The sequence below is a fragment of the Burkholderia sp. BCC0044 genome (assembly GCF_902832955.1).
Lineage (GTDB): Bacteria > Pseudomonadota > Gammaproteobacteria > Burkholderiales > Burkholderiaceae > Burkholderia.
This window is the reverse complement of record NZ_CADFDO010000003.1, coordinates 44,837-67,974: the sequence shown is the minus strand read 5'-3', so window position 1 is coordinate 67,974 and position 23,138 is coordinate 44,837. Positions and strand designations below refer to the sequence as shown.

General features: G+C 69.0%; 20 protein-coding genes. 14 read left to right on the top strand and 6 right to left on the bottom strand.

Annotation, left to right across the window (positions count from 1 at the left end; genetic code table 11):
• Positions 1–53 precede the first annotated feature (53 nt).
• Positions 54–995: a transposase gene (locus HWX14_RS17235; RefSeq protein ID WP_175883660.1), complete on the top strand. Its 942-nt coding sequence runs from the start codon at positions 54–56 to the stop codon at positions 993–995.
• Between the two features lie 130 nt (positions 996–1,125).
• On the opposite strand, the gene HWX14_RS17230 is transcribed toward HWX14_RS17235, so the two are convergent.
• Both HWX14_RS17230 and HWX14_RS17225 read right to left on the bottom strand, forming a co-directional pair.
• On the bottom strand, positions 1,126–2,667 hold the full coding sequence (locus tag HWX14_RS17230) for a mannose-1-phosphate guanylyltransferase/mannose-6-phosphate isomerase (protein WP_175883659.1): 1,542 nt from the start codon (positions 2,665–2,667) through the stop codon (positions 1,126–1,128).
• A 96-nt stretch (positions 2,668–2,763) separates the two neighbouring features.
• Entirely contained in the window at positions 2,764–3,021 is a 258-nt protein-coding gene (locus tag HWX14_RS17225) for a hypothetical protein (protein ID WP_175883607.1), read from the bottom strand.
• A gap of 77 nt (positions 3,022–3,098) precedes the next feature.
• On the opposite strand from HWX14_RS17225, the gene HWX14_RS17220 reads away from it, so the two are divergent.
• The 10 genes from HWX14_RS17220 (at position 3,099) to HWX14_RS17175 (ending at position 15,915) form a co-directional block, all read left to right on the top strand.
• Complete coding sequence (locus HWX14_RS17220; protein WP_175883658.1) at positions 3,099–4,472, top strand: undecaprenyl-phosphate glucose phosphotransferase; 1,374 nt, start codon at positions 3,099–3,101, stop codon at positions 4,470–4,472.
• Between the two features lie 73 nt (positions 4,473–4,545).
• Complete coding sequence (locus HWX14_RS17215; protein ID WP_175883657.1) at positions 4,546–5,958, top strand: UDP-glucose/GDP-mannose dehydrogenase family protein; 1,413 nt, start codon at positions 4,546–4,548, stop codon at positions 5,956–5,958.
• Positions 5,959–5,988: 30 nt separating this feature from the next.
• Positions 5,989–6,432: a low molecular weight protein-tyrosine-phosphatase gene (locus HWX14_RS17210; protein ID WP_175883656.1), complete on the top strand. Its 444-nt coding sequence runs from the start codon at positions 5,989–5,991 to the stop codon at positions 6,430–6,432.
• Positions 6,426–7,604 carry a polysaccharide biosynthesis/export family protein gene (locus HWX14_RS17205; RefSeq protein WP_175884609.1) on the top strand — a complete coding sequence of 393 codons (1,179 nt, stop codon included), beginning with the start codon at positions 6,426–6,428 and terminating at the stop codon, positions 7,602–7,604. Before HWX14_RS17210 ends, HWX14_RS17205 begins: the two co-directional genes overlap by 7 nt.
• A gap of 50 nt (positions 7,605–7,654) precedes the next feature.
• A complete protein-coding gene (locus HWX14_RS17200; protein WP_175883655.1) occupies positions 7,655–9,880 on the top strand; it encodes a polysaccharide biosynthesis tyrosine autokinase in 2,226 nt (741 codons plus the stop codon).
• Positions 9,881–9,942: 62 nt separating this feature from the next.
• Positions 9,943–10,902: a glycosyltransferase family 2 protein gene (locus tag HWX14_RS17195; protein ID WP_175883654.1), complete on the top strand. Its 960-nt coding sequence runs from the start codon at positions 9,943–9,945 to the stop codon at positions 10,900–10,902.
• A gap of 43 nt (positions 10,903–10,945) precedes the next feature.
• A complete protein-coding gene (locus tag HWX14_RS17190; RefSeq protein ID WP_175883653.1) occupies positions 10,946–12,091 on the top strand; it encodes a glycosyltransferase family 4 protein in 1,146 nt (381 codons plus the stop codon).
• 10 nt (positions 12,092–12,101) lie between these two features.
• Positions 12,102–13,568: a glucose-6-phosphate isomerase gene (locus tag HWX14_RS17185; RefSeq protein WP_175883652.1), complete on the top strand. Its 1,467-nt coding sequence runs from the start codon at positions 12,102–12,104 to the stop codon at positions 13,566–13,568.
• Complete coding sequence (locus HWX14_RS17180) at positions 13,565–14,749, top strand: glycosyltransferase family 4 protein (RefSeq protein WP_175883651.1); 1,185 nt, start codon at positions 13,565–13,567, stop codon at positions 14,747–14,749. The genes HWX14_RS17185 and HWX14_RS17180 overlap by 4 nt, the downstream gene beginning before the upstream one ends.
• Positions 14,749–15,915: a glycosyltransferase family 4 protein gene (locus HWX14_RS17175; protein ID WP_175883650.1), complete on the top strand. Its 1,167-nt coding sequence runs from the start codon at positions 14,749–14,751 to the stop codon at positions 15,913–15,915. Before HWX14_RS17180 ends, HWX14_RS17175 begins: the two co-directional genes overlap by 1 nt.
• 236 nt (positions 15,916–16,151) lie before the next feature.
• On the opposite strand, the gene HWX14_RS17170 is transcribed toward HWX14_RS17175, so the two are convergent.
• Positions 16,152–17,387 carry an MFS transporter gene (locus HWX14_RS17170; protein ID WP_175883649.1) on the bottom strand — a complete coding sequence of 412 codons (1,236 nt, stop codon included), beginning with the start codon at positions 17,385–17,387 and terminating at the stop codon, positions 16,152–16,154.
• A gap of 153 nt (positions 17,388–17,540) precedes the next feature.
• On the opposite strand from HWX14_RS17170, the gene HWX14_RS17165 reads away from it, so the two are divergent.
• The gene (locus HWX14_RS17165) at positions 17,541–18,011 is read left to right on the top strand and encodes a helix-turn-helix domain-containing protein (protein ID WP_175883648.1); all 471 of its coding nucleotides are present in this window, start codon (positions 17,541–17,543) and stop codon (positions 18,009–18,011) included.
• A gap of 153 nt (positions 18,012–18,164) precedes the next feature.
• Here HWX14_RS17165 and HWX14_RS17160 read toward each other — a convergent pair whose 3' ends face one another.
• Positions 18,165–19,610 (bottom strand): MFS transporter, encoded by a 1,446-nt coding sequence (locus tag HWX14_RS17160; RefSeq protein ID WP_175883647.1) that lies wholly within the window; start codon positions 19,608–19,610, stop codon positions 18,165–18,167.
• Positions 19,611–19,754: 144 nt separating this feature from the next.
• On the opposite strand from HWX14_RS17160, the gene HWX14_RS17155 reads away from it, so the two are divergent.
• Entirely contained in the window at positions 19,755–20,198 is a 444-nt protein-coding gene (locus HWX14_RS17155) for a GNAT family N-acetyltransferase (RefSeq protein WP_175883646.1), read from the top strand.
• Positions 20,199–20,258: 60 nt separating this feature from the next.
• Here the strand turns inward: HWX14_RS17155 and HWX14_RS17150 are convergent, their stop codons facing one another.
• Positions 20,259–21,032: an AraC family transcriptional regulator gene (locus HWX14_RS17150; RefSeq protein WP_175883645.1), complete on the bottom strand. Its 774-nt coding sequence runs from the start codon at positions 21,030–21,032 to the stop codon at positions 20,259–20,261.
• 26 nt (positions 21,033–21,058) lie between these two features.
• Entirely contained in the window at positions 21,059–21,400 is a 342-nt protein-coding gene (locus HWX14_RS17145) for an FKBP-type peptidyl-prolyl cis-trans isomerase (RefSeq protein ID WP_006479474.1), read from the bottom strand.
• A 581-nt stretch (positions 21,401–21,981) separates the two neighbouring features.
• Between HWX14_RS17145 and HWX14_RS17140 the strand changes: the two genes are divergently transcribed.
• Positions 21,982–22,899 (top strand): metal-dependent hydrolase, encoded by a 918-nt coding sequence (locus tag HWX14_RS17140; protein ID WP_175883644.1) that lies wholly within the window; start codon positions 21,982–21,984, stop codon positions 22,897–22,899.
• Positions 22,900–23,138: the final 239 nt, after the last annotated feature.

Here is a 23,138-nt window from a genome sequence, read left to right as displayed (position 1 = left end):
CGCGACGGCGCCGCCAATCGCAGCCCCGGCCTGGCTGCGTGGAGAGATCGACTATGTTCTTCGATGAGCTTAACGATGAAGAGTGGTTTCGCCTTTCAGCGCTGATCGCCGATGAACCCATCCGGCTGAACCGTCGCGGGCGTCCACGCGCCGAACCGCGTGTCGTCGCCAACGCGGTGCTGTGGATCCTGACGACCGGGGAAGCCTGGTCCAAGCTGCCCGGTCGTTATCCGTCCGGGCCGACGTGCCGTCGCCGCTACGAGGAATGGCTCGCGAACGGCACGCTGCTGAAGATGATCGACGTGCTGACCCAGTTCAGCGGGCGCACGTTCGCGTATATTCCGCCGCCACCGGAGGCGGTCGCGCCGGCCCGTCGCGCGGAGCCCGTGCCCGACAACGACCGTCTGCGCGGCGTGTTCTGGCAAAACCCCGAGTCGTGGCAATTGCCAGTTGCGCAGGCAAACGTTTGGCAGGGCGAGGGTGCGTCGCTGAGCACGATGCCGGACGACCGGGTGGACGGCCGTTCCGACGTGTCGTTCGCGGTGCCCGGCGCGCCGGCCGCGGAGTTGCGCCATGCGCGCGCGTCGGCGACGAGCTTCGCCGCGGCCGAGCCGCAGGTCGACGAGTATCGCGGCTATACGATCAGCGGCATCGCGCAGCCCGTGCAGAACCTGATGTATCGCGCGTGGGCCGAGATCTCGCAGGACGACCGTCGGGTCGAACGCTCGGGCCTGATCGGCCCGCGCTTCACCGATGCCGAGGCAGCCGAGCAGTACGCGCTCGAGTGGGCACGCCAGTGGATCGATCGTCACGGTGCGAGCGACGCGCCGGCGCGCGAGCCGCAAGGCGAAGTGCTGGCCGGCTTGTCGGCGCTGGCGCGCGCGGAATCGGACATCAAGCGCTTCATCGCCGAGCGTCGCGCGGGCGCGTTGTCGGAAAGCCGCAACGATCCCGTGCAGGCGGAGCGTCGCGAATACGCGTACCGCGTGGGCTGATCGCCGTTGCCGTGCCACGCGCGGGGCGTCGTGTGCCTGTGCCACGACGCCCGCGCGGAAGTCCCGTGTCTCCATGTCTGCCTAGCCCGGGCGCCGCCGTCGAAAGCGGCGCCCTTTGTTGCATGACGCGTTACTGCCGGCCGTAGGTATCGTCGAAGCGGACGATGTCGTCCTCGCCGAGATACGCGCCCGACTGCACTTCGATCAGCTCGAGCGGCATCTTGCCCGGGTTCTCCAGGCGATGCGAGACGCCGAGCGGAATGTACGTCGATTCGTTTTCGGACAGCAGGAACGTTTCGTCGCCGCGCGTGATGCGCGCGGTGCCGCGCACGACGATCCAGTGTTCGGCGCGGTGGTGGTGCATCTGCAGCGACAGTTGCGCGCCCGGCTTCACGACGATGCGTTTCACCTGGAAGCGCTCGCCGGTGTCGACCGAGTCGTAGTGGCCCCACGGACGATGCACCTTGCGGTGATCGGTCGCTTCGGTGCCTTGTCGCGCCTTGATGTGCCCGACGATCTTCTTCACGTCCTGCACGCGCGATTTATCCGCGACGAGCACGGCGTCGGGCGTTTCGACGACGACCAGGTTCTGCGTGCCGACGCATGCAATGAGCCGGCTTTCCGAATGCGCGAACGTCGAGCCGGCGCCTTCGAACAGCACGTGGCCGCGGCCGACGTTCCCGCTATCGTCCTTCGGCGAGATCTGCCAGATCGCGTCCCACGAGCCGACGTCCGACCAGCCCGCGTCGAGCGGCACGACGACGCTTTCGCACAGTTGCGGCTGGCTCGCGAGCGGCTCCATCACCGCGTAGTCGATCGAGTTCGACGGCGACGCGGCGAACGCGTCGCGATCGACGCGGAAGAAATCGCCGTCTTCCTTGCCCTGTGCGACGGCCTGTTCGCACGCCGCGTAGATCGCCGGTTCGAGCTGCCGGATCGCGTTCAGCCACACCGACGCGCGCACGATGAAGATCCCGCTGTTCCACCAGTATTCGCCTGACGCGACGTACTGTTGCGCGAGTTCGAGGTGCGGCTTCTCGACGAAACGGTCGAGGCGGCGTACGTCGAGGCTGCCGGTGGCGGCGTCGCCGAGCGGCGCGCCGACGCGAATGTAGCCGTAGCCGGTTTCCGCGTGCGTCGGCACGATGCCCATCGTCGCGATCTTGCCTTGCGCCGCGCAGTGCACGCCGGCCGCGACGGCCGCGTGAAAGCGCGGCACGTCCGCGACCGCATGGTCGGCGGGCATCACGGTCATCACTGCGTCGTTGCCGTTCGCGACGAGCCGCAACGCGGCGAGCGTCAGCGCGGGCGCGGTGTCGCGGCCGAGCGGCTCGAGCATGATCGTCGCGTGCTTGGCCGTCAGGCGCAGTTGTTCGGCGGTCGTGAAGCGGTGATCCTCGCCGCATACGATCAGCACGTCGTCGTTCAGCGGGTGATCGGCCGTCAGGCCGTCGAGGCGCAGCGCGGTGGATTGCAGCAGCGAATGATCGCCGAGTAGGCCGATCAGCTGTTTCGGAAAACGCTCGCGCGACATCGGCCACAGGCGCGTGCCGGAGCCGCCGGCGAGAATCACGGGCTGCACGGCGAGGCGGGTGCCGACGGCGGGCGTACCGGCGACGGGTGCGGCGGAAGAAGAATGGCGCGTTTCGGCGACCACTGCCGGAGCATTCATGATGACACTCTCCACGGTTGAAGTCAGTGCCTGTCGTTGTAGCATGAAGTAAATCGACAATAAAACCGGACCCAATGCCGGATACTCGCCACGCATTCATCCGGGAGAATTTTCCGCGGTAGCACCGGCCGGAAATAAAAAAATAAAAAATAATTCCGCGAACCGGCCCGGCGTGCCCGCCCGCAAAGGGCGAGCGGAAAGCGTAAAGACGCCGAAAAAATCCCCGTTGCCGACCGATTCGGGAAATCCTGCCGATTTAATTAAAAAAGATCGCGGCAAGAATTTCCGATTATTTTTCGAAATACTTGTGCGCTTGAGGATGAATTTTCTTGTCGCTTCAATAGCGTCATGCAACGTTTGAATCGAATGTGCGGCACGGGTCGCACAAGGCGCTGTTCGGCAAACGCCTGTTCAAAGAAGAGGAAACAGACATGTTGAGCGTGCTGGCGAGAGTCATCGATATCGCGATGGTCGTGACGGGCGCGCTGATCGCGGCCGCGCTGCACGACGGCAGCATCGGGCTCAGCGACCTGCAACGCACGACGGTGCTGTTCGACTGCCTGCTGGTCGTCGTGTTCTTTCCGGCCATCGGCATCTACCAGTCGTGGCGCGGCAAGCGTCTCGTCGGGCTGGTGGTCCGCGTGGCGTTCGCGTGGCTCGTGGTCGAGCTCGCGGGCATCCTGATGAGTTTCAGCTTTCACCAGTCGGGCGACCTGTCGCGGCTGTGGCTGGGTTACTGGGCGCTCGTGACGATGGCGCTGCTCGCCGGCTCGAAGGCCTGCGTGCACGTGGTGCTGCGGCAGTTGCGCCGCGGCGGCTACAACCTGAAGGCGGTCGCGATCGTCGGCGGTACGCCGGCGGCGCGGCGGCTGATCGCGCAGATGCGGGCGCGGCCGGAAGCCGGCTTCAACCCGGTGTGCGTGTACGACGAAAGCGAGGCGCCGGGCGAGGTCGCGCTCGACGACGTGCGCATCGAGCGGCAGTTCGAATCGCTGGTGTGGCTGGTGCGCAGCCGCGCGATCAGCGAGCTGTGGCTCACGCTGCCGATCACGGAGGAGCGCCGGATTCACCAGATCGTGACGGTGTTCCGCCACGACTTCGTGAACATCCGCTTCATTCCGGACGTGCGCACGCTGTCGTTCTTCAACCAGGAAGTGGTCGAGGTGCTCGGCGTGCCGGCGATCAACCTCGCGGCGTCGCCGATCACCGACGTGCGGATCCTGCCGAAGTTCGTGTTCGACCGGCTGTTCGCGCTGGCGGCGCTCACTGCGCTCGCGCCGGTGATGGTGCTGATCGCGGCGCTGATCAAGCTGACCTCGCGCGGGCCGGTGTTCTTTCGGCAGAAGCGCAAGGGGATCGACGGGCACGAGTTCGAGATCTACAAGTTTCGCTCGATGAAGGTGCACCAGGAAGTGGCCGGGCAGGTCACGCAGGCGACCAAGAACGACTCGCGCGTGACGCCGGTCGGCCGCTTCCTGCGCCGCACGAGCCTCGACGAGCTGCCGCAGTTCATCAACGTGCTGAAGGGCGAGATGTCGGTGGTCGGCCCGCGCCCGCATGCGCTCGCGCACGACGACATCTACAAGGATCTGGTCAAGGGCTACATGTTCCGCTACCGGATCAAGCCGGGCATCACCGGGTGGGCGCAGATCAACGGCTATCGCGGCGAGACCGACCAGATCGAGAAGATGATGGGCCGCGTGAAGCTCGACCTGTACTACATGCAGAACTGGTCGTTCTGGCTCGACATCAAGATCGTCGTGCTGACGCTGTGGAAAGGCTTCACCGGCAGCAACGCGTACTGACACCGACGCCGCGTCACGCAGGCAATTCCGGTTTTCCGAATTTCGAATCATTGGTCAAGGGGTCCGACACATCATGAATCTGACTATCATCGGCAGCGGTTACGTAGGGCTTGTCACCGGCGCCTGTCTCGCCGACATCGGGCACGACGTGTTCTGTCTCGACGTCGACCAGGCAAAGATCGACATCCTGAACGACGGCGGCGTGCCGATCCACGAGCCGGGCCTGAAGGAAGTGATCGCGCGCAACCGCTCGGCCGGCCGCCTGCGCTTCTCGACCGACATCGAGGCCGCGGTCGCGCACGGCGACGTGCAGTTCATCGCGGTCGGCACGCCGCCCGACGAGGACGGCTCGGCCGACCTGCAATACGTGCTCGCGGCGGCGCGCAACATCGGCCGCTACATGACCGGCTTCAAGGTGATCGTCGACAAGTCGACGGTGCCGGTCGGCACGGCCGAGCGCGTGCGCGCGGCGGTCGCCGAGGAACTCGCGAAGCGCGGCGGCGACCAGATGTTCTCGGTCGTGTCGAATCCGGAATTCCTGAAGGAAGGCGCGGCCGTCGACGATTTCACGCGGCCGGACCGCATCGTGATCGGCTGCGACGACGACGTGCCGGGCGAACGCGCCCGCGAGCTGATGAAGAAGCTCTACGCGCCGTTCAACCGCAATCACGAGCGCACGCTGTACATGGACGTGCGCTCGGCCGAGTTCACGAAATACGCGGCGAACGCGATGCTCGCGACGCGCATCTCGTTCATGAACGAGCTGGCGAACCTCGCCGACCGCTTCGGCGCGGACATCGAGGCCGTGCGCCGCGGGATCGGCTCCGATCCGCGCATCGGCTATCACTTCCTGTATGCGGGCTGCGGCTACGGCGGCTCGTGCTTCCCGAAGGACGTCGAGGCGCTGATCCGCACGGCCGACGAGCACGGCCAGTCGCTGCAGATCCTGAAGGCCGTGTCGTCGGTCAACGCGACGCAAAAGCGCGTGCTCGCCGACAAGATCGTCGCGCGTTTCGGCGAGGACCTGAGCGGCCGCGCGTTCGCGCTGTGGGGCCTGGCCTTCAAGCCGAACACCGACGACATGCGCGAGGCGCCGAGCCGCGAGCTGATCGCCGAGCTGCTGTCGCGCGGCGCGCGCGTCGCCGCGTACGACCCGGTCGCGCAGCAGGAAGCGCGCCGCGTGATCGCGCTCGATCTCGCCGATCACCCGAGCTGGCTCGAGCGCCTGTCGTTCGTCGACGACGAGGCGCAGGCCGCGCGCGACGCCGACGCGCTCGTGATCGTCACCGAATGGAAGGCGTTCAAGAGCCCCGACTTCGTCGCGCTCGGCCGCCTGTGGAAGGCGCCCGTGATCTTCGACGGCCGCAACCTGTACGAGCCGGAGACGATGAGCGAGCAGGGCATCGAGTATCACCCGATCGGCCGGCCGGGTTCGCGCCAGGCGGTCGCCGCCCGCGTGCCGGGCACTGCCCGCGCCAGCGCGTAACCCGTTTTCCGTCACTCGTTACGAGACGCCATGTTCCGGAACATCCTGATCGTCTGCCACGCGAACGTCTGCCGCAGCCCGGCGGCGGAAATGCTGTTCAAGTCGCACGCCGCGTCGCGCGGCGGCCCGCGTCCGACGTTCCACTCGGCCGGCGTGCACGCGAACGACGGCGACGGCATCGATCCGGTGATGCGGCAACTGCTCGCCGAGCGGGGCGTCGATGCGACGACCCACCGCTCACGGCGGCTGTCGCGCCGGATCGTGCGCGACGCCGACCTGATTCTCGTCAGCGAGCGCCGACAGATCGCGGCCGTCGAATCGGTCGATCCGTTCGCGCGCGGCAAGGTTCACCTGCTCGGCAAGTGGGAAGGGGCCGAGATCGCGGACCCGCACGGCGGCGCCGAGGCCGACTACCGCGAGAGCTACTCACTGATCGAACGTCTGGTTCAAGGATGGCTACAGAAACTATGCTGAAACGCCCGATGCGCCCGGTGGCGCTTGCCGTCGCGCTGACGACTTTCCTGTCAGCCTGTGCAACCGCGCCCGGCAACTACCTCGACTCGTCGAACCTGAAGGACGAAGGCCGGCAGGAAGCGGCCGAAACCTATCCGGTTCATTACATCGACGCCAAAGTGGTGATGGACCAGCTGCAGAAAGCGCAGGTCGATCATCCGCTGCCGCCCGGGCGCTATACCGATCCGTCGCAGTACACGTATCGCGTCGGCCCGCAGGACATCCTCGGCGTCACCGTGTGGGACCATCCGGAGCTGACGACGCCGCAGGGCCAGTCGTTCTCGAGCGGCGGCAACACGACGCAGTCGGTCGCGGGCGCGCTGCAGCAGCCGTATACGACCGCGCTGCCGGGCCAGGCCGATCCGTACGGCCAGACGGTCGCCGCCGACGGCACGATCTTCTTCCCGTTCGTCGGCCGGATTCGCGTGGCGGGCAAGACGGTCGCGCAGATCCGCGACGAGATGGCGTCGAGCCTCGCGCGCTACGTGAAGAATCCGCAGCTCGACGTGCGCGTGCTGTCGTTCCGCAGCCAGAAGGTGCAGGTGACGGGCGAGGTGAAGCAGCCCGGCCCGCTCGCGGTGAGCGACGTGCCGCTCACGCTCGTCGACGCGATCTCGCGCTCCGGCGGCTCGACCGCCGAGGCCGACCTGCAGCGCGTGCGCCTGACGCGCGACGGCAAGCTGTACACGCTCGACGCGAACGGCGTGCTCGATCGCGGCGAGGTGAAGCAGAACGTGATGCTGCAGCCGGGCGACATCGTCAACGTGCCGGACCGCAGCGACAGCCGCGTGTTCATCATGGGCGAGGTCAAGACGCCGGTCACGGTGCCGATGCTCAAGGGCAGGCTGACCATCGCCGATGCGCTGACCGCGGGCGGCGGGATTCTCGATACCGACGCGAACCCGCGCAAGATCTACGTGATGCGCGGCATGCGCGACAACCCGACGAAGCCCGAGGTGTACCGCCTCGACATGACGCAGCCCGATGCGCTGATGCTGTCGAGCCGCTTCCCGCTTCAACCGCTCGACGTCGTCTACGTCAGCACGGCCGGCTCGGTGCAGTTCAACCGTGTGCTGCAGCAGGTGCTGCCGACGATCCAGACGATCTTCTACATGCGGCAAATCACGCGCTGATAGCCCGCCGGGGCGGCGTCCGCCCCCCGGCACCACTCAAGCGGGAACGAATGGTGAACACGCAAGCGAAACACTCCTACGCGGACCTGACCGCCAAGACCGAGGAAGAGGACGTCGTCCTCGGCCAGTTGCTCCAGGTCATCATGGACGACATCTGGCTGCTGCTCGGCATCGCGGTGACGGTCGTCGCGCTCGCCGGCCTCTACTGCTTCATCGCGAAGCCGGTCTACCAGGCGGACGTGCACGTGCGGGTCGAGGGCAACGACAACACGTCGCAGGCGCTCACGCAGACGCAGACGGGCGCGTCGATCAACAGCGGCCCGCAGCAGGCGCCGACCGACGCGGAAATCGAGATCATCAAGAGCCGCGGCGTCGTCGCGCCGGTCGTCGAACAGTTCAAGCTGAACTTCTCGGTCGCGCCGAAGACGCTGCCGGTGCTCGGCAGCCTCGCCGCGCGCGTCGCGACGCCCGGCGAGCCGTCGCGGCCGTGGCTCGGGCTGAAGTCGTATGCGTGGGGCGGCGAACTCGCCGACGTCGATTCGATCAGCGTCGTGCCGGCGCTCGAAGGCAAGAAGCTGACGCTGACGGCCGGCCCGAACGGCACCTATTCGCTGGTCGACGAGAACGGCACGCGGCTGCTGGCGGGCCGCGTCGGCGAATCGGCGCAGGGCGGCGGCGTGACGCTGCTCGTGCAGAAGCTCGTCGCGCGCCCCGGCACGCAGTTCACGGTGGTGCGCTACAACGATCTCGACGCGATCAGCGGCTTCCAGGCCGGCATCCAGGTGAGCGAGCAGGGCAAGCAGACGGGCGTCGTGCAGATCTCGCTCGAAGGCAAGGACCCGGACCAGACCGCCGCGATCGCGAACGCGCTCGCGCAGTCGTACCTGAACCAGCACGTGGTCGCGAAGCAGGCGGAAGCGACCAAGATGCTCGACTTCCTGAAGGGCGAGGAGCCGCGCCTGAAGGCCGACCTCGAACGCGCGGAAGCCGCGCTCACGCAATACCAGCGCACGTCGGGCTCGATCAACGCGAGCGACGAGGCGAAGGTCTACCTCGAAGGCAGCGTGCAGTACGAACAGCAGATCGCCGCGCAGCGGCTGCAACTCGCGTCGCTCGCGCAGCGCTTCACCGATTCGCACCCGATGGTGATCGCCGCGAAGCAGCAGCTCGCGGAGCTGCAGGGCGAGAAGGACAAGTTCAGCAACCGCTTCCGCAGCCTGCCGGCGACCGAAGTGAAGGCCGTCCAGCTGCAGCGCGACGCGAAGGTCGCCGAAGACATCTACGTGCTGCTGCTGAACCGCGTGCAGGAGCTGTCGGTGCAGAAGGCCGGCACGGGCGGCAACATCCACCTGATCGATTCGGCGCTGCGCCCGGGCGCGCCGGTCAAGCCGAAGAAGGTGCTGATCCTGTCGGCCGCCGTGTTCCTCGGGCTGATCCTCGGCACGGGCGTCGTGTTCCTGCGCCGCAACCTGTTCCAGGGCATCGAGGATCCCGATCGCATCGAGCGCACGTTCAACCTGCCGCTGTACGGGCTGGTGCCGCAAAGCGCCGAGCAGGTGAAGCTCGACGCGGCGGCGGAGAAGGGCGGCAGCCGTGCGCGGCCGATCCTCGCGAGCCTGCGTCCGAAGGACCTGAGCGTCGAAAGCATGCGCAGCCTGCGCACCGCGATGCAGTTCGCGATGATGGACGCGAAGAACCGCGTGATCGTGCTGACCGGCCCGACGCCGGGCATCGGCAAGAGCTTTTTGACGGTCAACCTCGCGGTGCTGCTCGCGCATTCGGGCAAGCGCGTGCTGCTGATCGACGCCGACATGCGGCGCGGGATGCTCGACCGCTACTTCGGCCTGACCGTGCAGCCGGGCCTGTCCGAGCTGCTGAGCGATCAGTCGCCGCTCGAGGAAGCGATCCGCGAGACGCCGGTGCAGGGCCTGTCGTTCATCGCGGCCGGCACGCGTCCGCCGAACCCGTCGGAGCTGCTGATGTCGACGCGCCTGCCGCAATACCTCGAAGGGCTCGGCAAGCGCTACGACGTCGTGCTGATCGATTCGCCGCCGGTGCTGGCGGTGACCGACGCGACCATCATCGGCCGCATGGCCGGCTCGACGTTCCTCGTGCTGCGCTCGGGCATGCATACCGAAGGCGAGATCGCCGACGCGATCAAGCGCCTGCGCACCGCGGGGGTCGATCTGGAAGGCGGGATCTTCAATGGTGTGCCGCCGAAGGCGCGCGGCTACGGCCGCGGCTACGCGGCCGTGCACGAATACCTGAGCGCTTGACCGCATTGCACGAAACCGGGCCGGCGCGCGCCGCATCGGCCCGGCCGAATGGAGAATCCTCGATGAAAATTTCCGTGCTCGTTCCGACCTACCGGCGTCCCGCCGACCTCGCGCGCTGCCTGCTGGCGCTGCAGCGGCAGCAGCGGCTGCCCGACGAGGTGATCGTCGTCGCGCGCCCGGAGGACGACGCCACGCACGAACGGCTCGCCGATCCGGCGGTCGGCGGCGCGCTGCCGCTGCACATCGTGCCGGTCGACGTGGCCGGGCAGGTCGCCGCACTGAACAAGGGGCTCGACTCGGCGACGGGCGACATCGTCGCGATCACCGACGACGACGCGGCGCCGCGCCCCGACTGGCTCGCGCGCATCGAAGCCGTATTCCTCTCCGACCCGCGCGTGGGTGCGGTCGGCGGACGCGACTGGGTGCACGAGAAAGGCCGCGTGCTCGACGAATCGCGCGAACTCGTCGGCCAGCTCACGCTGTCCGGCAAGATCGTCGGCAATCATCACCTCGGCGTCGGCGGCGCGCGCGAAGTCGACATGCTCAAGGGCGCGAACATGAGCTACCGCCGCGCGGCGATCGAACGGCTGCGCTTCGACACGCGGCTGCGCGGCGCCGGCGCGCAGGTGCACAACGACATGGGCTTCAGCATGCATGTGCAGCGCGAAGGCTGGAAGCTCGTCTACGACCCGGCGATCGCGGTCGATCATTTTCCGGCCGAGCGCTTCGACGACGACCGGCGCGATGCGGCGTCGCTGAATGCGATCAGCAACGGCGCGTACAACCTGCATCTGATCCTGCGCGAGCATCTGTCGCCGCTGCGGCGCGAGATCGCGTGGTGGTGGTGGACGCTGGTCGGCACGCGCGTCTATCCCGGCTTCGCGCACGTGCTGCTGTCGTTGCCGACCGCGCGCCGCGCCCGCGTGCTCGCGCACTGGCGCGCGGTGCGCCGCGGCGCCCGCGATGCGCGCCGCACGAACCTCGCCCCCCACCGCGCGGCGATGCCGCCGGTGACGTCTTGAACGGCCTGCGCGCCTCGCGCGCGGCCACGCCCGGAGGGCTCGCATGACCACGAAGGCTGCAACGAACGTTCACGTCCATTTGTTCTACGGCGCCGATCCGCGTACCTACCGGAAAGGCGACGACATCGGCTGCCTGTACGGCTATCACCACGCCGAATCCGACGAATTCCGGCTGACCTATTCGCAGGACGCCGGCGAGAACCGCGTGGTGAGCATCGCGCGCCGCGCGCTGAAGGCGGCGCTCGGTTTCGACGTCGTGCATGCGTGGCGCAACCGTGCGGCGCTGCTCGGTACCGACGTGATCTGGACGCACACCGAGCAGGAGCATCTGGCCGCCGCGCTGATCCTCAAGCTCGCCGGCGCGCAGGGCAAGCGCCCGCTGCTGCTCGCGCAGAGCGTGTGGCTGTTCGACAAGTGGGGCAGCTTCGGCGGCCCGCGCCGCTGGCTGTACCGCAAGCTGCTCGCGCGCGCCGACGCGCTGACCACGCTCGCCCGCGACAACGCCGACCTGTGCCGACGCTATCTCGGGCGCGAAGCCGAATTCGTCTATTACGGGCTGAACACGCAGGATTTCCCGCCGGTCGAGCCGCGGCAATGGCAACCGAGCCGGCCGCTGCGGATCGCGGCGATCGGCAACGACCGCGACCGCGACTGGCGCACGTTCCTCGCCGCGTTCGGCGGCGACGAACGCTACGAGGTGCGGCTCGCGACGCGCCGCCGCGTGCCGCGCGAATGGCATGCGCCGAACGTGACGATCGGCCCGGCGTCGGGGCTCGCGAAGCAGCACGAGCTGTACGCGTGGGCCGACGTGATCGTCGTGCCGCTGCGGCCGAATTTCCATGCGTCGGGCATTACCGTGATGCTCGAGGCGGCGGCCGTCGGCAAGCCGATGATCGTGTCCGACGTGGGCGGCCTGAGCGACTACTTCCCGCACGACACGGCCGCGTATGTGCCGGCGTTCGACGCGCAGGCGATGCGCCAGGCCGCCGACCGCTTCGTCGCCGATCCGGTGGCGGCGCTCGACTGCGCGCGGGCGGCGGCCGCCTGCCTGCGCGAGCGCGACCTGACCACGCAGGCGTTCGCCGAGCAGCACGTGCGGATCACGCGCGACATGCTGCGCCGGCGCCGCACGCCCGCGGCGGCAGGCATGGCGATGCCGCTCGCCGATTCGCGTCCGTCGTCGCAGTGAGCGCGAATCGATGAGTACGATTGCCGCCGAACGCGCGCCGTCGCGCGCCCGCAGCTGGTTCGCCGAGCCGAAGCACTGGGCCGGGCAGGCCGGGCTGTGGGCGTTGACCGCCGCGCTGATCGCCGTCCACCAGGGCAAGGTGCTGACGCTCGCGTTCCCGGTGCTGGCCATCGGGGTCGGCGTCTGGCTGTATTTCAAGAGCCCGGCGCGCTATGTCGGCTTCATGTGGTGGGTGTGGTTCCTGAGCCCGGAAGTGCGGCGCCTGGCCGACTGGTCGAAGGGCGCGTTCACGCCGACGAGCCTGATCCAGGTCGCGCCGCTCGCGGTCACGATGATCGCCGGCCTGGGGCTCGTCAGGCATTACCGCGTGCTCGCGCAGCGGCGCGGGATTCCCGTGCTGCTGATTCTGTTCGGGCTCGTGTATGCGTACCTGGTCGGGATCGTGTCGAGCGGCGTGATGGCCGCGACCTACGACCTCGCGAACTGGCTGTACCCGATCCTGATCGGCTTTCACATCATGGTGAACGCGCGCAACTATCCGGAGTATCGCGACGTGCTGCTGTCCACCTTCATGTGGGGCATGCTCGTGATGGGCCTGTACGGCGTCGTGCAGTACTTCGTGATGCCGCAGTGGGACGTGCTGTGGATGGTCGGCTCGCAGATGGGCTCGCAGGGCGAGCCGGTGCCGTACGGCGTGCGCGTGTTCAGCACGATGAATTCGTCGGGGCCGTTCGCGTTCGCGATGATGGGCGCGCTGGTGTTCGTGCTGGTCGCGCCGCAGAAGATCCGCTGGTTCGCGGGCGCGGCCGGTTTCGTGTCGTTCGCGCTGTGTCTCGTGCGCTCGACCTGGGGCGGCTGGGTGATCGCGCTCGCGATCCAGCTCGTGCAATCGAGCAACCGCGTGCGGATGCGGATCCTGATCAGCGGCGTCGTGCTGGTCGGGCTGTGCGTGCCGCTCCTGACCGTCGGGCCGGTGGCCGACCGGCTCGGCGCGCGCCTGCAGTCGATCACGAACCTGAAGGACGACCGCAGCTACGACGACCGCAACAAGTTCTACGCGACCTTCGCGCAGACGGCGTTCACCGACGTCGCCGGCGAAGGGATGGGCGCGACCGGCGCGTCCACGAAGCTGTCGAGCGACAGCGGCGAGCTCGGCAAGTACGGCAGCTTCGACAGCGGCGTGATGAACGTGCCGTTCGTGCTCGGCTGGCCCGGCACGCTGCTGTATCTCGCCGGCGTCGTGATGCTGTTCGGCCGCACGCTGCGCGCGGCGTTCAAGCTGCGCAAGGACAAGTTCGTCGGCGCGTGCCTGAGCCTGTGCCTGTCGACTTTCGCGATGCTCGTGTTCACGAACTCGCTGATCGGCACCGGCGGCCTGCTGATGTTCACAGCCATTTTTTCGATACTTGCCGCGGCGCACTGGCAGAAGGCGCAACGCCTGCTGGCCGCCGCGCGTTCACGGGGAGGCGACCATTGAGAATCGCGATCGTCACGCACGTCGTGCGACATAACGACGGGCAGGGCCGCGTCAATTACGAAATCGCGCGCGCGGCGCTGGCCGAAAACTACGAGGTCACGCTGGTCGCGTCGCATGTCGCGCCCGAGCTGCTGGCCGACCCGCGCGTGCGCTGGGTGCCGGTGAAGGTCGGCGGCTTCTGGCCGTCGAATCTCGTCAAGCAGCAGGTGTTCGCGCTGAAAAGCGCGGCGTGGCTGCGCGCGCACCGTAGCGAATACGACGTGCTGCACGTGAACGGCTTCATCTCGTGGATCAAGGCCGACGTGAATACCGCGCACTTCGTGCACGGCGGCTGGTTCAAGAGTCCGTACTATCCGTTCGGGCCTGCCAAGGGGCTGTGGTCGGCCTACCAGTATGTCTACACGCGCGTGAATACCGTGCTCGAGCGCTGGGCGTACAAGCGTTCGCGCGCGATCACCGCCGTGTCGCAGAAGGTGGCCGACGAGATCGCCGGGCTCGGCATCGACAGCCGCAAGATCAGCGTGATCTACAACGGCGTCGACGGCAGCGCGTTCGCGGGCGCGCAGGCGGACCGTGCGGCGTTCAAGCTGCCGGACGACGCGTTCCTGCTGCTGTTCGTCGGCGACCTGCGCACGCCGCGCAAGAACCTCGGCACCGTGCTGAAGGCGCTGACGAAGCTGCCCGCGAACGTGCATCTGGCGGTGGCAGGCTATCTGCCCGGCAGCCCGTATCCGGAAGAGGCGCGCGCGCTCGGCATCGCTTCGCGCGTGCATTTCCTCGGGCTCGTGAAGAACATGCCGACGCTGATGCGCTCGGTCGACGCGTACGTCTTTCCGTCGCGCTACGAAGCGATGAGCCTGTCGCTGCTGGAGGCGATGGCGGCCGGGCTGCCGGTCGTCACCGCGCGCACGGCGGGCGGCGCGGAAATCATCACGCGCGAATGCGGGATCGTGCTGGAGGACCCGGACGATCCGGCCGCGCTCGCGCAGGCGATCGGCTCGCTCGCGGCGTCGCGCGACACCTGTCGCGCGATGGGCGACGCGGCCCGCGAACTGATGACCCGTTTCGGCTGGGCGCACATGGGTGCCCAGTACGTCGCGCTTTACCGGCGCATCGGCCAACCCTCGCAGCCGTCCGCTTTCGAGCGGGTCGAGCATGCAATCACGCAGGAGCAACCGTGATGTCCCACTCTTCCCGGCCGATCAAATCGTTGCAGATCGGCATGCACTGGTTCCCCGAACGCGCGGGCGGCCTCGACCGGATGTACTACTCGCTCGTCGGCGCGCTGCCCGGCGCGGGCGTCGAGGTGCGCGGGCTCGTCGCCGGCTCGCCGAAGGTCGCCGACGACACGGGTGGCGCGATCCAGGGCTTCGGGCCCGCGTCGCAGCCGCTCGCGCGCCGGATGCTCGCCGCGCGGCGCGCGCTGCGCGACGAGATCCGCAGCGACCGGCCGGACGTGATTTCGTCGCACTTCGCGCTGTACACGTTCCCCGGCCTCGACGTGACGCGCGGGATTCCGCAGGTGTCGCACTTCCAGGGGCCGTGGGCCGACGAAAGCCAGGTCGAGGGCGCCGCGTCGCTCGGTCAGCGCGCGAAGCGCTATCTCGAACAGGCCGTCTATACGCGCTCGTCGCGGCTGATCGTGCTGTCGCAGGCATTCGGCCAGATCCTGACGCACCGCTACGGGATCGATCCGTCGCGGGTGCGCGTGATTCCCGGCTGCGTCGATACCGCGCAGTTCGACACGCCGCTCACGCCCGCCGAGGCGCGGCACAAGCTGCAACTGCCGCAGGACCGGCCGATCGTGCTGGCCGTGCGCCGGCTCGTGCGGCGCATGGGGCTGGAGGACCTGATCGACGCGATCGGCCTCGTCAAGCGCCGTCACCCGGACGTGCTGCTGCTGATCGCCGGCAAGGGCAAGATCGGCGAGGAACTGCAGCAGCGCATCGACGAAGCCGGGCTGCAGGACAATGTGAAGCTGCTCGGCTTCGTGCCCGACCATCATCTCGCGGCGCTGTATCGCGCGGCGACGGTCAGCGTCGTGCCGACGGTCGCGCTCGAGGGCTTCGGGCTGATCACCGTCGAATCGCTGGCGTCCGGCACGCCGGTGCTGGTCACGCCGGTCGGCGGGCTGCCGGAGGCGGTCGCCGGGTTGTCGAACGATCTCGTGCTGCCGTCGACGGGCGCGGACGCGATCGCCGAAGGGCTCGGCGGTGCGCTGTCGGGCGCGATCGCGCTGCCGGATGAAGCCGCGTGCAAGCGCTATGCGCGCGATCACTTCGACAACGCGGTGATCGCGCGACGCGTGGCTGGCGTGTACGAAGAGGCGATTCAGGCGGCTGGCTGAGCGTCCGCGGCGCGCACCGCGCCGCCGAACCGAAGCGGGACCGAAGCGGGACCGCAGCGGAACCGACATGCGCCGCGACGTTGCCGGCACGCCCGCCTGCCTGCCGCGAGGATGTCCCAAGCCGACCGAAGCCGAACCGAAAGCCCGATCGGCGTGCGTGCGCGGCCGGTTCGCGTACCGGCCGCCCGTCCAGGGCGCGCGGGCTTTTCCTGTTCGATCCGCACAGCCGGCGCGCATCACGCGCGCCGGAGCGTCGCGGCCCATACGCCGAGCGCGGCCACGCTCACGCCCGCGCCGAGCACGCACACGCCTGTCCATCCGGCGCGCGCATACATCATCGTCGACGCGATCGCACCAAGGCCGCTGCCAGCCGAATAGAACAGCATGTAGCAGCCGACGAGGCGCGCATGCGCGTCGGGCCGCGCGCCGAGAATCATGCTCTGGTTGACCACGTGCACGGCCTGTCCGCCGACGTCGAGCAGCACGATGCCGACGATCAGCAGCGCAATCGACGTATTGCCGAACGCGAGCGGCAGCCACGCGCACGCGAGCAACGCGAGTGCGGCGCCGGTCGTCGCTTCGCCGCGCCCGCGATCCGCGAGCCGGCCCGCGCGGGCGGCCGCCGCCGCACCCAGCGCGCCGACGAGGCCGAATGCGCCGATCTGCGTGTGCGACATCGCGTGCGGCGGCGCGCTCAGCGGCAGCACGAGCGCGCTCCAGAAGATGCTGAACGCCGCGAACATCAGCAGCGCGATTGCGCCGCGCACGCGCAGCACGCGTTCGTCGCGCAGCAGCGCTACCATCGAGCGCAGCAGCGCCACGTAACCGATGCGCTCGCGCGGTGCGTGCCTATCGGGCAACAGCCGCGACAGCGTGACCAGCATCGCGATCGCGAGCACGCCCGACACGAGATAGACCGCCCGCCACCCGGCGATGTCGGTGACGACGCCCGCCAGCGACCGCGCGGCCAGCAGCCCGACCACGACGCCGCCCTGCGCGGCGCCCACGACGCGCCCGCGTTCGTCCGCGCCGGCGAGGGCGGCCGAGCACGCGATCAGCCCTTGCGTCATCGCGGTGCCGAGCAACCCGACCGCGACCATCCCGGCCAGCAGCGCGACGCGCGTCGACGCGGCGGCCACGCCGATGCAGGCCGCCGTCAGCAGCAGAAGCTGCACGGCGATCAGGCGCTTGCGGTTCAGCAGGTCGCCGAGCGGCACGACGAACAGCAGCGCGAGCGCGCAGCCGAGCTGCGTCGCGGTGATGACGCCGCCGACGGCAGCCTGCGACACGCCGAAATCCCGTGCGATCGAATCGAGCAGCGGCTGCGCGTAGTAGACGTTCGCGACGCTCGCCGCGCAGCAGACGGCCAGCAGCGCGACGCGCGCCGACGACAGGCGGCCGCTGTCGGCCGGATGGATCGCATCGGTTCGCGGGTTCGATGCAACGGTGCCGGAATGACAGGACGACTCCATGGTTTCCTCGCGCAATGTAGTTGCAATTTGAAACTTGTTTGGAGTGTAGGGAAAGTAGTTTTAAAATGCAACCTGTTGGGTGGCGGGCGACGGGCCCGTGCACGGAGGGCCGGCATGGCCGCGAAGGCGGCCGGCGCGATTGCGGAGAGGAACATGGCCAGGCAGAAAAGTCTTGCGGATTCGCCGTGCCCGGTGGCGCGCGCGACCGATATCGTCGGCGATCGCTGGGCGTTGCTGATCGTGCGCGATGCGTTCGACGGCGTGCGCCGCTTCGGCGATTTCCGCGCGAGCCTCGGCGTCGCGAGCAACATCCTGTCCGACCGGTTGAAGATGCTGGTGGATGCCGGCGTGTTCGACGTCGTGCCGGCGTCCGACGGCAGCGCATATCAGGAATACGTGCTGACCAGGAAAGGCGAGGGGCTGTTTCCGGTCATCGTGATGCTGCGGCAGTGGGGCGAGGCCAACCTGTTCGCGCGCGGCGAGCCGCATTCGGTGCTGGTCGAACGCGGCACCGGGCGCGCGATCCGCAAGCTCGCGCTGCGGCACGACGACGGCCGGCCGTTGAAGGCGGCCGATACGGTCGTCAGGAAGATCGACGATGAGACCCGCGCGGCACGGCGGTGAGCGTCATGTGCGAAGGTTGCGCCGTCGGATGACATTCGGCGCGGAAGCACGACCACGGCTCGGCCGGCTACGCGAGTCGCGTCAGGAAGACTTCCTTTCGTTGGCGTGACGACCTGATTCAGCCTCGCCCCGGCGACGCATGACCGCACGCGCTCAATCGTGCGCCGACGCTGCGTGACGCGCACCCGGCGCGCCGCGATCCGCATCGGCCCGCACGCGGGTCGCGAGCAGCGCGGCCGCGACCAGCAGCGCGACCGACACGACGGTCTCGATCCGCAGCCCGCTGACGACCCGCGATGCGCCGCCGCCGGCGAGCGCACCAAAGGCCGCGACGCCGATCGCACCGCCGGCCTGCCGCGCGGTATTCAGCACGGCCGACGCGATGCCGGCCCGGTCAGGCGCGACCGATGCGAGCACGGCCGTCGTCATCGCGGGCACCGCGAAACCCATGCCCAATGGAACCAGCAGGAACGGCACGAGCAGCACGCCGAGCGGCGTCGCCGCGTCGACGAAATGCAGCGACCCGTAGCCGAGCGCGGCGACGAGCGCGCCGGCCACCATCGGCACGCGCGGGCCGTGGCGGGCGACCGTGCGTCCGCTCGCGAGATTCGACAGCAGGAAGCCGCCCGTGAGCGGCAGGAACGCGAGCCCCGCCTGCAGCGCCGATTCGCCGCGCGCGCGTTGCAGGTACAGCGCGAGCACGAACACGGTGCCGTAATACGTGAGGTTCACGCAGATTCCGAACAGCACGGCCGCGCTGAACGTGCGGCGGCGGAACAGCGACAGCGGCAGCATCGGCGTGGCCGTGCGCGATTCGACCGCGACGAACGCGAGCGCGGCCAGCGCCGCCAGCGCGAAGCCGCCGGCCACGACCGGATGCGCGAAGCCGAGCGGCCGCCATTCGATCACGGCGCCGGTCAGCGCGGTCAGCATCGCGATCGCGATGAGCTGGCCGCGCAAGTCGAGCGAGCGGGTCGAGCGGGTCGAGCGGGCCGGTGCGGCCTGCTCGCGGCGCGCCGGCACCCACGCGAACGTCGCCGCGAGCCCCGCCGCACACAGCGGCAGGTTCACGAGGAAGATGCCGCGCCAGCCCCACGCGGCGATCAGCAGGCCGCCGACGACCGGGCCGGCGGCGATCGCGATCGACCCGGCCGCCGTCCACCCGCCGACCGCGCGGGCGCGCAGGCGCCGGTCGTGCCGGCACGCGTCGTTCAGCAGCGCGAGCGAGTTCGGCAGCATGGCCGCCGCGCCGACGCCCTGCAGCGCGCGGGCCGCGATCAGCATCGCGGGCGCGACGGCGGCGCCGCACGCAAGCGACGCGAGCGCGAACAACAGGAGGCCGGCGAGGTACAGGCGGCGCGCGCCGAAACGGTCGCCGAGCGCGCCGGCCGACAGCATCAGCACCGCGAACGCGAGCGTGTACGCATCGACGACCCATTGCAGGCCGGCGACCGGCAGGTGCAGATCGGCGGCGAGATGCGCGAGCGCGATATTGACGATCGTCACGTCGAGCTGCGTGACGACGAACCCGATGCTGACGGTGGCGACGACGCGCGTGAGCGCGGGCGGGAAAGCGGGGGACGGTGTGATCGTATCCATGTGTCCATCGTAGGCGGCGACGGACATGCGATGTTTCAGCGGGACGTGAAGCGTCGATACGCGGCCGGTACGTGGCGACTAACATGGCCATGCGGCGCGTCATGCACGCCACCGCACACCTCGACTTTCGACAGGCCCATCCGGATGACTCCCTCGACCCTGACGACGCGCGACGCGCAGCTCGCCGATCACGCCGACATCGCCAGGCTGATGCACCAGCTCGGCTACGATGCGACCCCCGCGATGATCCGCGACAAGCTGGCCACCCTGCTGCCGAGCGCGGTCGACCGCATCCTGGTCGCGACGATCGCGCGCAGCGTGGTCGGCTGCATCAGCCTGCATGCGCTGACGCTATTTCACGCGCACGGCAATCTCGGGCGCATCACCAGTCTGGTCGTCGACGAAGACTGTCGCGCGCAGGGTGTCGGCGGCGCGCTGATCGCCGCGGCGCAGATCTGGTTCGAATCGGCAGGGTGCGTGAAACTGGAGGTGACGAGCGGCGACCATCGGCCCGATGCGCACCGCTTTTACGCGCGGCACGGCTTCACGCGGGACGGACAGCGGCTGTCGAAGCGCGTGCGGCCGTGACGCCACGGCGCGGTGGCCGCCGCATCCGCTATCGCGGGAAAACCGGCGCCGCTGGGGCGTTCAGTGCCGCTCCCCACGCCAGCGCCCCGGCGCCACGCCGAAGCGCTTCGTGAACGCATGCGTGAACGTGCTTTGATCCGCGAAGCCGACGCTGCCCGCGATGTCGACGAGCGAATGCCGGCCGTCGGCGAGCAGCACGACCGCGGCGTCGAGCCGCAGCCGCTGCAGGTAGCGATGCGGCGTTTCGCCGAACGCGTCGACGAACAGCTGATGAAACCGGCGCATCCCGTAGCCGCAATGCGCGGCGAGATCGGCGATGCGCAGCGGCTCGGCGAGCCGCGCGCGCAGCCAGCGGTCGATGCGCGCGAAATCGAGGCCCGACGCGGGCGCGGCGATGCCCGCATCGTCGAGCAGCGCGTCGCACAGGCGCGCGGCGGCCTGCCACTGGAAACGGTGCGCGGCGGCCCGCCGCGCGTCGCCGGCCGGCGCATCGTGTTGCGCGGCGGCCGCCGCGACCTGCGCGACGAGCGACGTGAGCGCCGGGTCGATCGACACGGCGCGCGCATGGTCGAACAGCCGCTGCGGCACCGCGAGCGACGCGGCGGGCAGGTCGATCACGAGCTGGCGATTGTCGCCGAGGCCCGCGTAGTCGTGGCGCGCGCCGGCCGGAACCAGCCAGGCCGCGTGCCGGTCGATGCGCCGGCCGATTCCGTCCACCGCCATCACCATCGCGCCGTCGACGCCGAGCACGACCTGATGGAAGTCGTGCACGTCCGACGCTTCGCACGTGTCGTAGCGGCGCAGCGCGATGGCGGGGGAGACGATGCGTTCCATCGGGAAGGAAACGGCCGGAGGCCGGGTCAGACGTCGAGCAGTTCGACTTCGAACACGAGCGTCGCGTTCGGCGGAATCACGCCGCCTGCGCCGCGCGGGCCGTAGCCGAGTTGCGGCGGAATCGTCAGGCGACGCACGCCGCCGACCTTCATGCCCTGCACGCCTTCGTCCCAGCCCTTGATGACCATGCCGCCGCCGAGCACGAACGCGAACGGGTCGTTGCGATCCTTGCTCGAATCGAATTTCTGACCGTCGGTCAGCCAGCCCGTGTAGTGGACGCTGACGGTCTTGCCGGCTTGCGCTTCCGCGCCGGTGCCTTCGGTCAGGTCTTCGTACTTGAGGCCCGATTCGGTCGTGATGACGGACATGATTTCTCCTGAAAGAGGTTGCGTTAAACCGCTATTGTAGGCGAGCGCGCAGCGGGCCGGCGCGGGTGGATTTCGCGCCGCCGTACGCGTGTCGGCGAGCGTGGCGGCACGCCGCGCACGCGATTGCACGAAACGCAATTGGAACGCGCGTTTGAATTTTTCGCGACCGGCGAGGCCGAGGTTGCACCACGCAAGTGCGCCCGCGTATGAATCGATGCGCCTGTCACGCGTTGCCGCACGCTGCACGACCGTTGCCGGATGCCGCGAAACGCCCGCCACACGGGGCTCGCGAGCGGCCGCCGAGAGGTCGCGCCGAGCCTGAAAAGTCGCCCGTACGCGAGCCCGCGCGTTCGAATCGCGCCGCGTCCGGGCGCCGTTCGAACGCCGTTTTTTCCGCCTTGCCGACCGTGCCCCGTTTGGAAGCGCGCATCTACCGCGCGGCTTGCATGCGCCGGCGCGCGCGGCCTATCGTTACATCTGTCGATGTCAGGATTTTGGCGGCGCGCGCCGCGTCGCCCGGGCTTGCGCCGGCCGCGTCCGACGATGCGCCGGGGCCGCGCCGCAACAGGAGAACGATGAACATGAAGTCAGCCGCTTCCGCCACCGCAGCCGGGATCATGCCGGTGCGCCGCGACTTGCGCTTCGACCTGCCGGTCGAGCGCGCGAAGGACTGGCATGGCCTCGGGTCGCACGTGACCCATTTCTTCAACGCGCTGTCGCTGCTGTTTCCGGCCGGCGAGCGCTTCTTCATGGATTCGGTGCGCAACTACCGCGACCGGATCGACGATCCCGTGCTGAAGCAGCAGGTGCTCGGCTTCATCGGCCAGGAGGCGATGCACACGCGCGAGCACGTCGAATACAACGAACTGATGCAGGCGAACCGGCTGCCCGCGCGCAAGCTCGACAAGCGCGTGTGGACGGTGCTCGGCTACATGAAGCGCAAGCTGCCGCATTCGGTGCAGCTCGCGCACACGGTGGCGGCCGAGCACTACACGGCGATGCTCGCCGACTGGCTGCTGCGCGACCCGACGCGCCTCGGCGGTTCGGTCGAAGGCTACCGGCAGATGTGGATCTGGCACGCGCTGGAGGAAACCGAGCACAAGGCCGTGTCGTTCGACGTGTGGAATGCCGCGATGAAGCCGGGGCTGCGCCGCTACCTGATCCGCATCGGCGTGTATCTGCTGACGACGCTGACGTTCTGGCCGACCGTGTTCCTGCTGCATGCGACGCTGCTGTGGCGCGATCGCGGCGCCGGCCATCACGTGCGCGGCATGCTGCGGATGATCGCGTTCCTGTACGGGCCGCGCCGCGGGCTGTTCCCGCGCATCGCCGGCGAATGGCTGAGCTTTTTCCGGCCGGGCTTCCACCCGTGGGATCACGATAATCGCCACCATCTCGCGCGGGTCGACGCGCTGGCCGCCGCCTACGGCGAACACGGCGGCACGCCGGCCGGCCGCGGCCGCGCGAACGCGCCGGCGCCGCTCGCGTCGGGCCGCTGACCCGGCCGCCTTCGCCTCAGCCGCGCGGCGGCGCGCCGTGCATGTTGCGTGCGTGCATCAGCCGGCTTCTTCCGACGATTGACGAAAATCACCTGGAACCGGTTGCCCGGGTATCCACCTGTCCGGCAGGCCGGTTGCGCGCGCATGCGCCGGCGCGCCGATCGCGCGTGCGCCGCGTCGCCCGCCATCGCTGCGCGCCAGCACCGGCGCGGCTTTGCGCGCGCTGTGCCGGTCCCTCC

What these genes read in the sequence shown, in the direction of transcription:
- HWX14_RS17190 (WP_175883653.1), top strand. Translation starts at nt 10,946, where the DNA reads ATGACCACGAAGGCTGCAACGAACGTTCACGTCCATTTGTTCTACGGC.
- HWX14_RS17220 (WP_175883658.1), top strand. Translation starts at nt 3,099, where the DNA reads ATGTTGAGCGTGCTGGCGAGAGTCATCGATATCGCGATGGTCGTGACG.
- HWX14_RS17145 (WP_006479474.1), bottom strand. Translation starts at nt 21,400, where the DNA reads ATGTCCGTCATCACGACCGAATCGGGCCTCAAGTACGAAGACCTGACC.
- HWX14_RS17195 (WP_175883654.1), top strand. Translation starts at nt 9,943, where the DNA reads ATGAAAATTTCCGTGCTCGTTCCGACCTACCGGCGTCCCGCCGACCTC.
- HWX14_RS17175 (WP_175883650.1), top strand. Translation starts at nt 14,749, where the DNA reads ATGTCCCACTCTTCCCGGCCGATCAAATCGTTGCAGATCGGCATGCAC.
- HWX14_RS17140 (WP_175883644.1), top strand. Translation starts at nt 21,982, where the DNA reads ATGAAGTCAGCCGCTTCCGCCACCGCAGCCGGGATCATGCCGGTGCGC.
- HWX14_RS17150 (WP_175883645.1), bottom strand. Translation starts at nt 21,032, where the DNA reads ATGGAACGCATCGTCTCCCCCGCCATCGCGCTGCGCCGCTACGACACG.
- HWX14_RS17160 (WP_175883647.1), bottom strand. Translation starts at nt 19,610, where the DNA reads ATGGATACGATCACACCGTCCCCCGCTTTCCCGCCCGCGCTCACGCGC.
- HWX14_RS17200 (WP_175883655.1), top strand. Translation starts at nt 7,655, where the DNA reads ATGGTGAACACGCAAGCGAAACACTCCTACGCGGACCTGACCGCCAAG.
- HWX14_RS17210 (WP_175883656.1), top strand. Translation starts at nt 5,989, where the DNA reads ATGTTCCGGAACATCCTGATCGTCTGCCACGCGAACGTCTGCCGCAGC.
- HWX14_RS17185 (WP_175883652.1), top strand. Translation starts at nt 12,102, where the DNA reads ATGAGTACGATTGCCGCCGAACGCGCGCCGTCGCGCGCCCGCAGCTGG.
- HWX14_RS17170 (WP_175883649.1), bottom strand. Translation starts at nt 17,387, where the DNA reads ATGGAGTCGTCCTGTCATTCCGGCACCGTTGCATCGAACCCGCGAACC.
- HWX14_RS17235 (WP_175883660.1), top strand. Translation starts at nt 54, where the DNA reads ATGTTCTTCGATGAGCTTAACGATGAAGAGTGGTTTCGCCTTTCAGCG.
- HWX14_RS17155 (WP_175883646.1), top strand. Translation starts at nt 19,755, where the DNA reads ATGACTCCCTCGACCCTGACGACGCGCGACGCGCAGCTCGCCGATCAC.
- HWX14_RS17215 (WP_175883657.1), top strand. Translation starts at nt 4,546, where the DNA reads ATGAATCTGACTATCATCGGCAGCGGTTACGTAGGGCTTGTCACCGGC.
- HWX14_RS17205 (WP_175884609.1), top strand. Translation starts at nt 6,426, where the DNA reads ATGCTGAAACGCCCGATGCGCCCGGTGGCGCTTGCCGTCGCGCTGACG.
- HWX14_RS17165 (WP_175883648.1), top strand. Translation starts at nt 17,541, where the DNA reads ATGGCCAGGCAGAAAAGTCTTGCGGATTCGCCGTGCCCGGTGGCGCGC.
- HWX14_RS17230 (WP_175883659.1), bottom strand. Translation starts at nt 2,667, where the DNA reads ATGAATGCTCCGGCAGTGGTCGCCGAAACGCGCCATTCTTCTTCCGCC.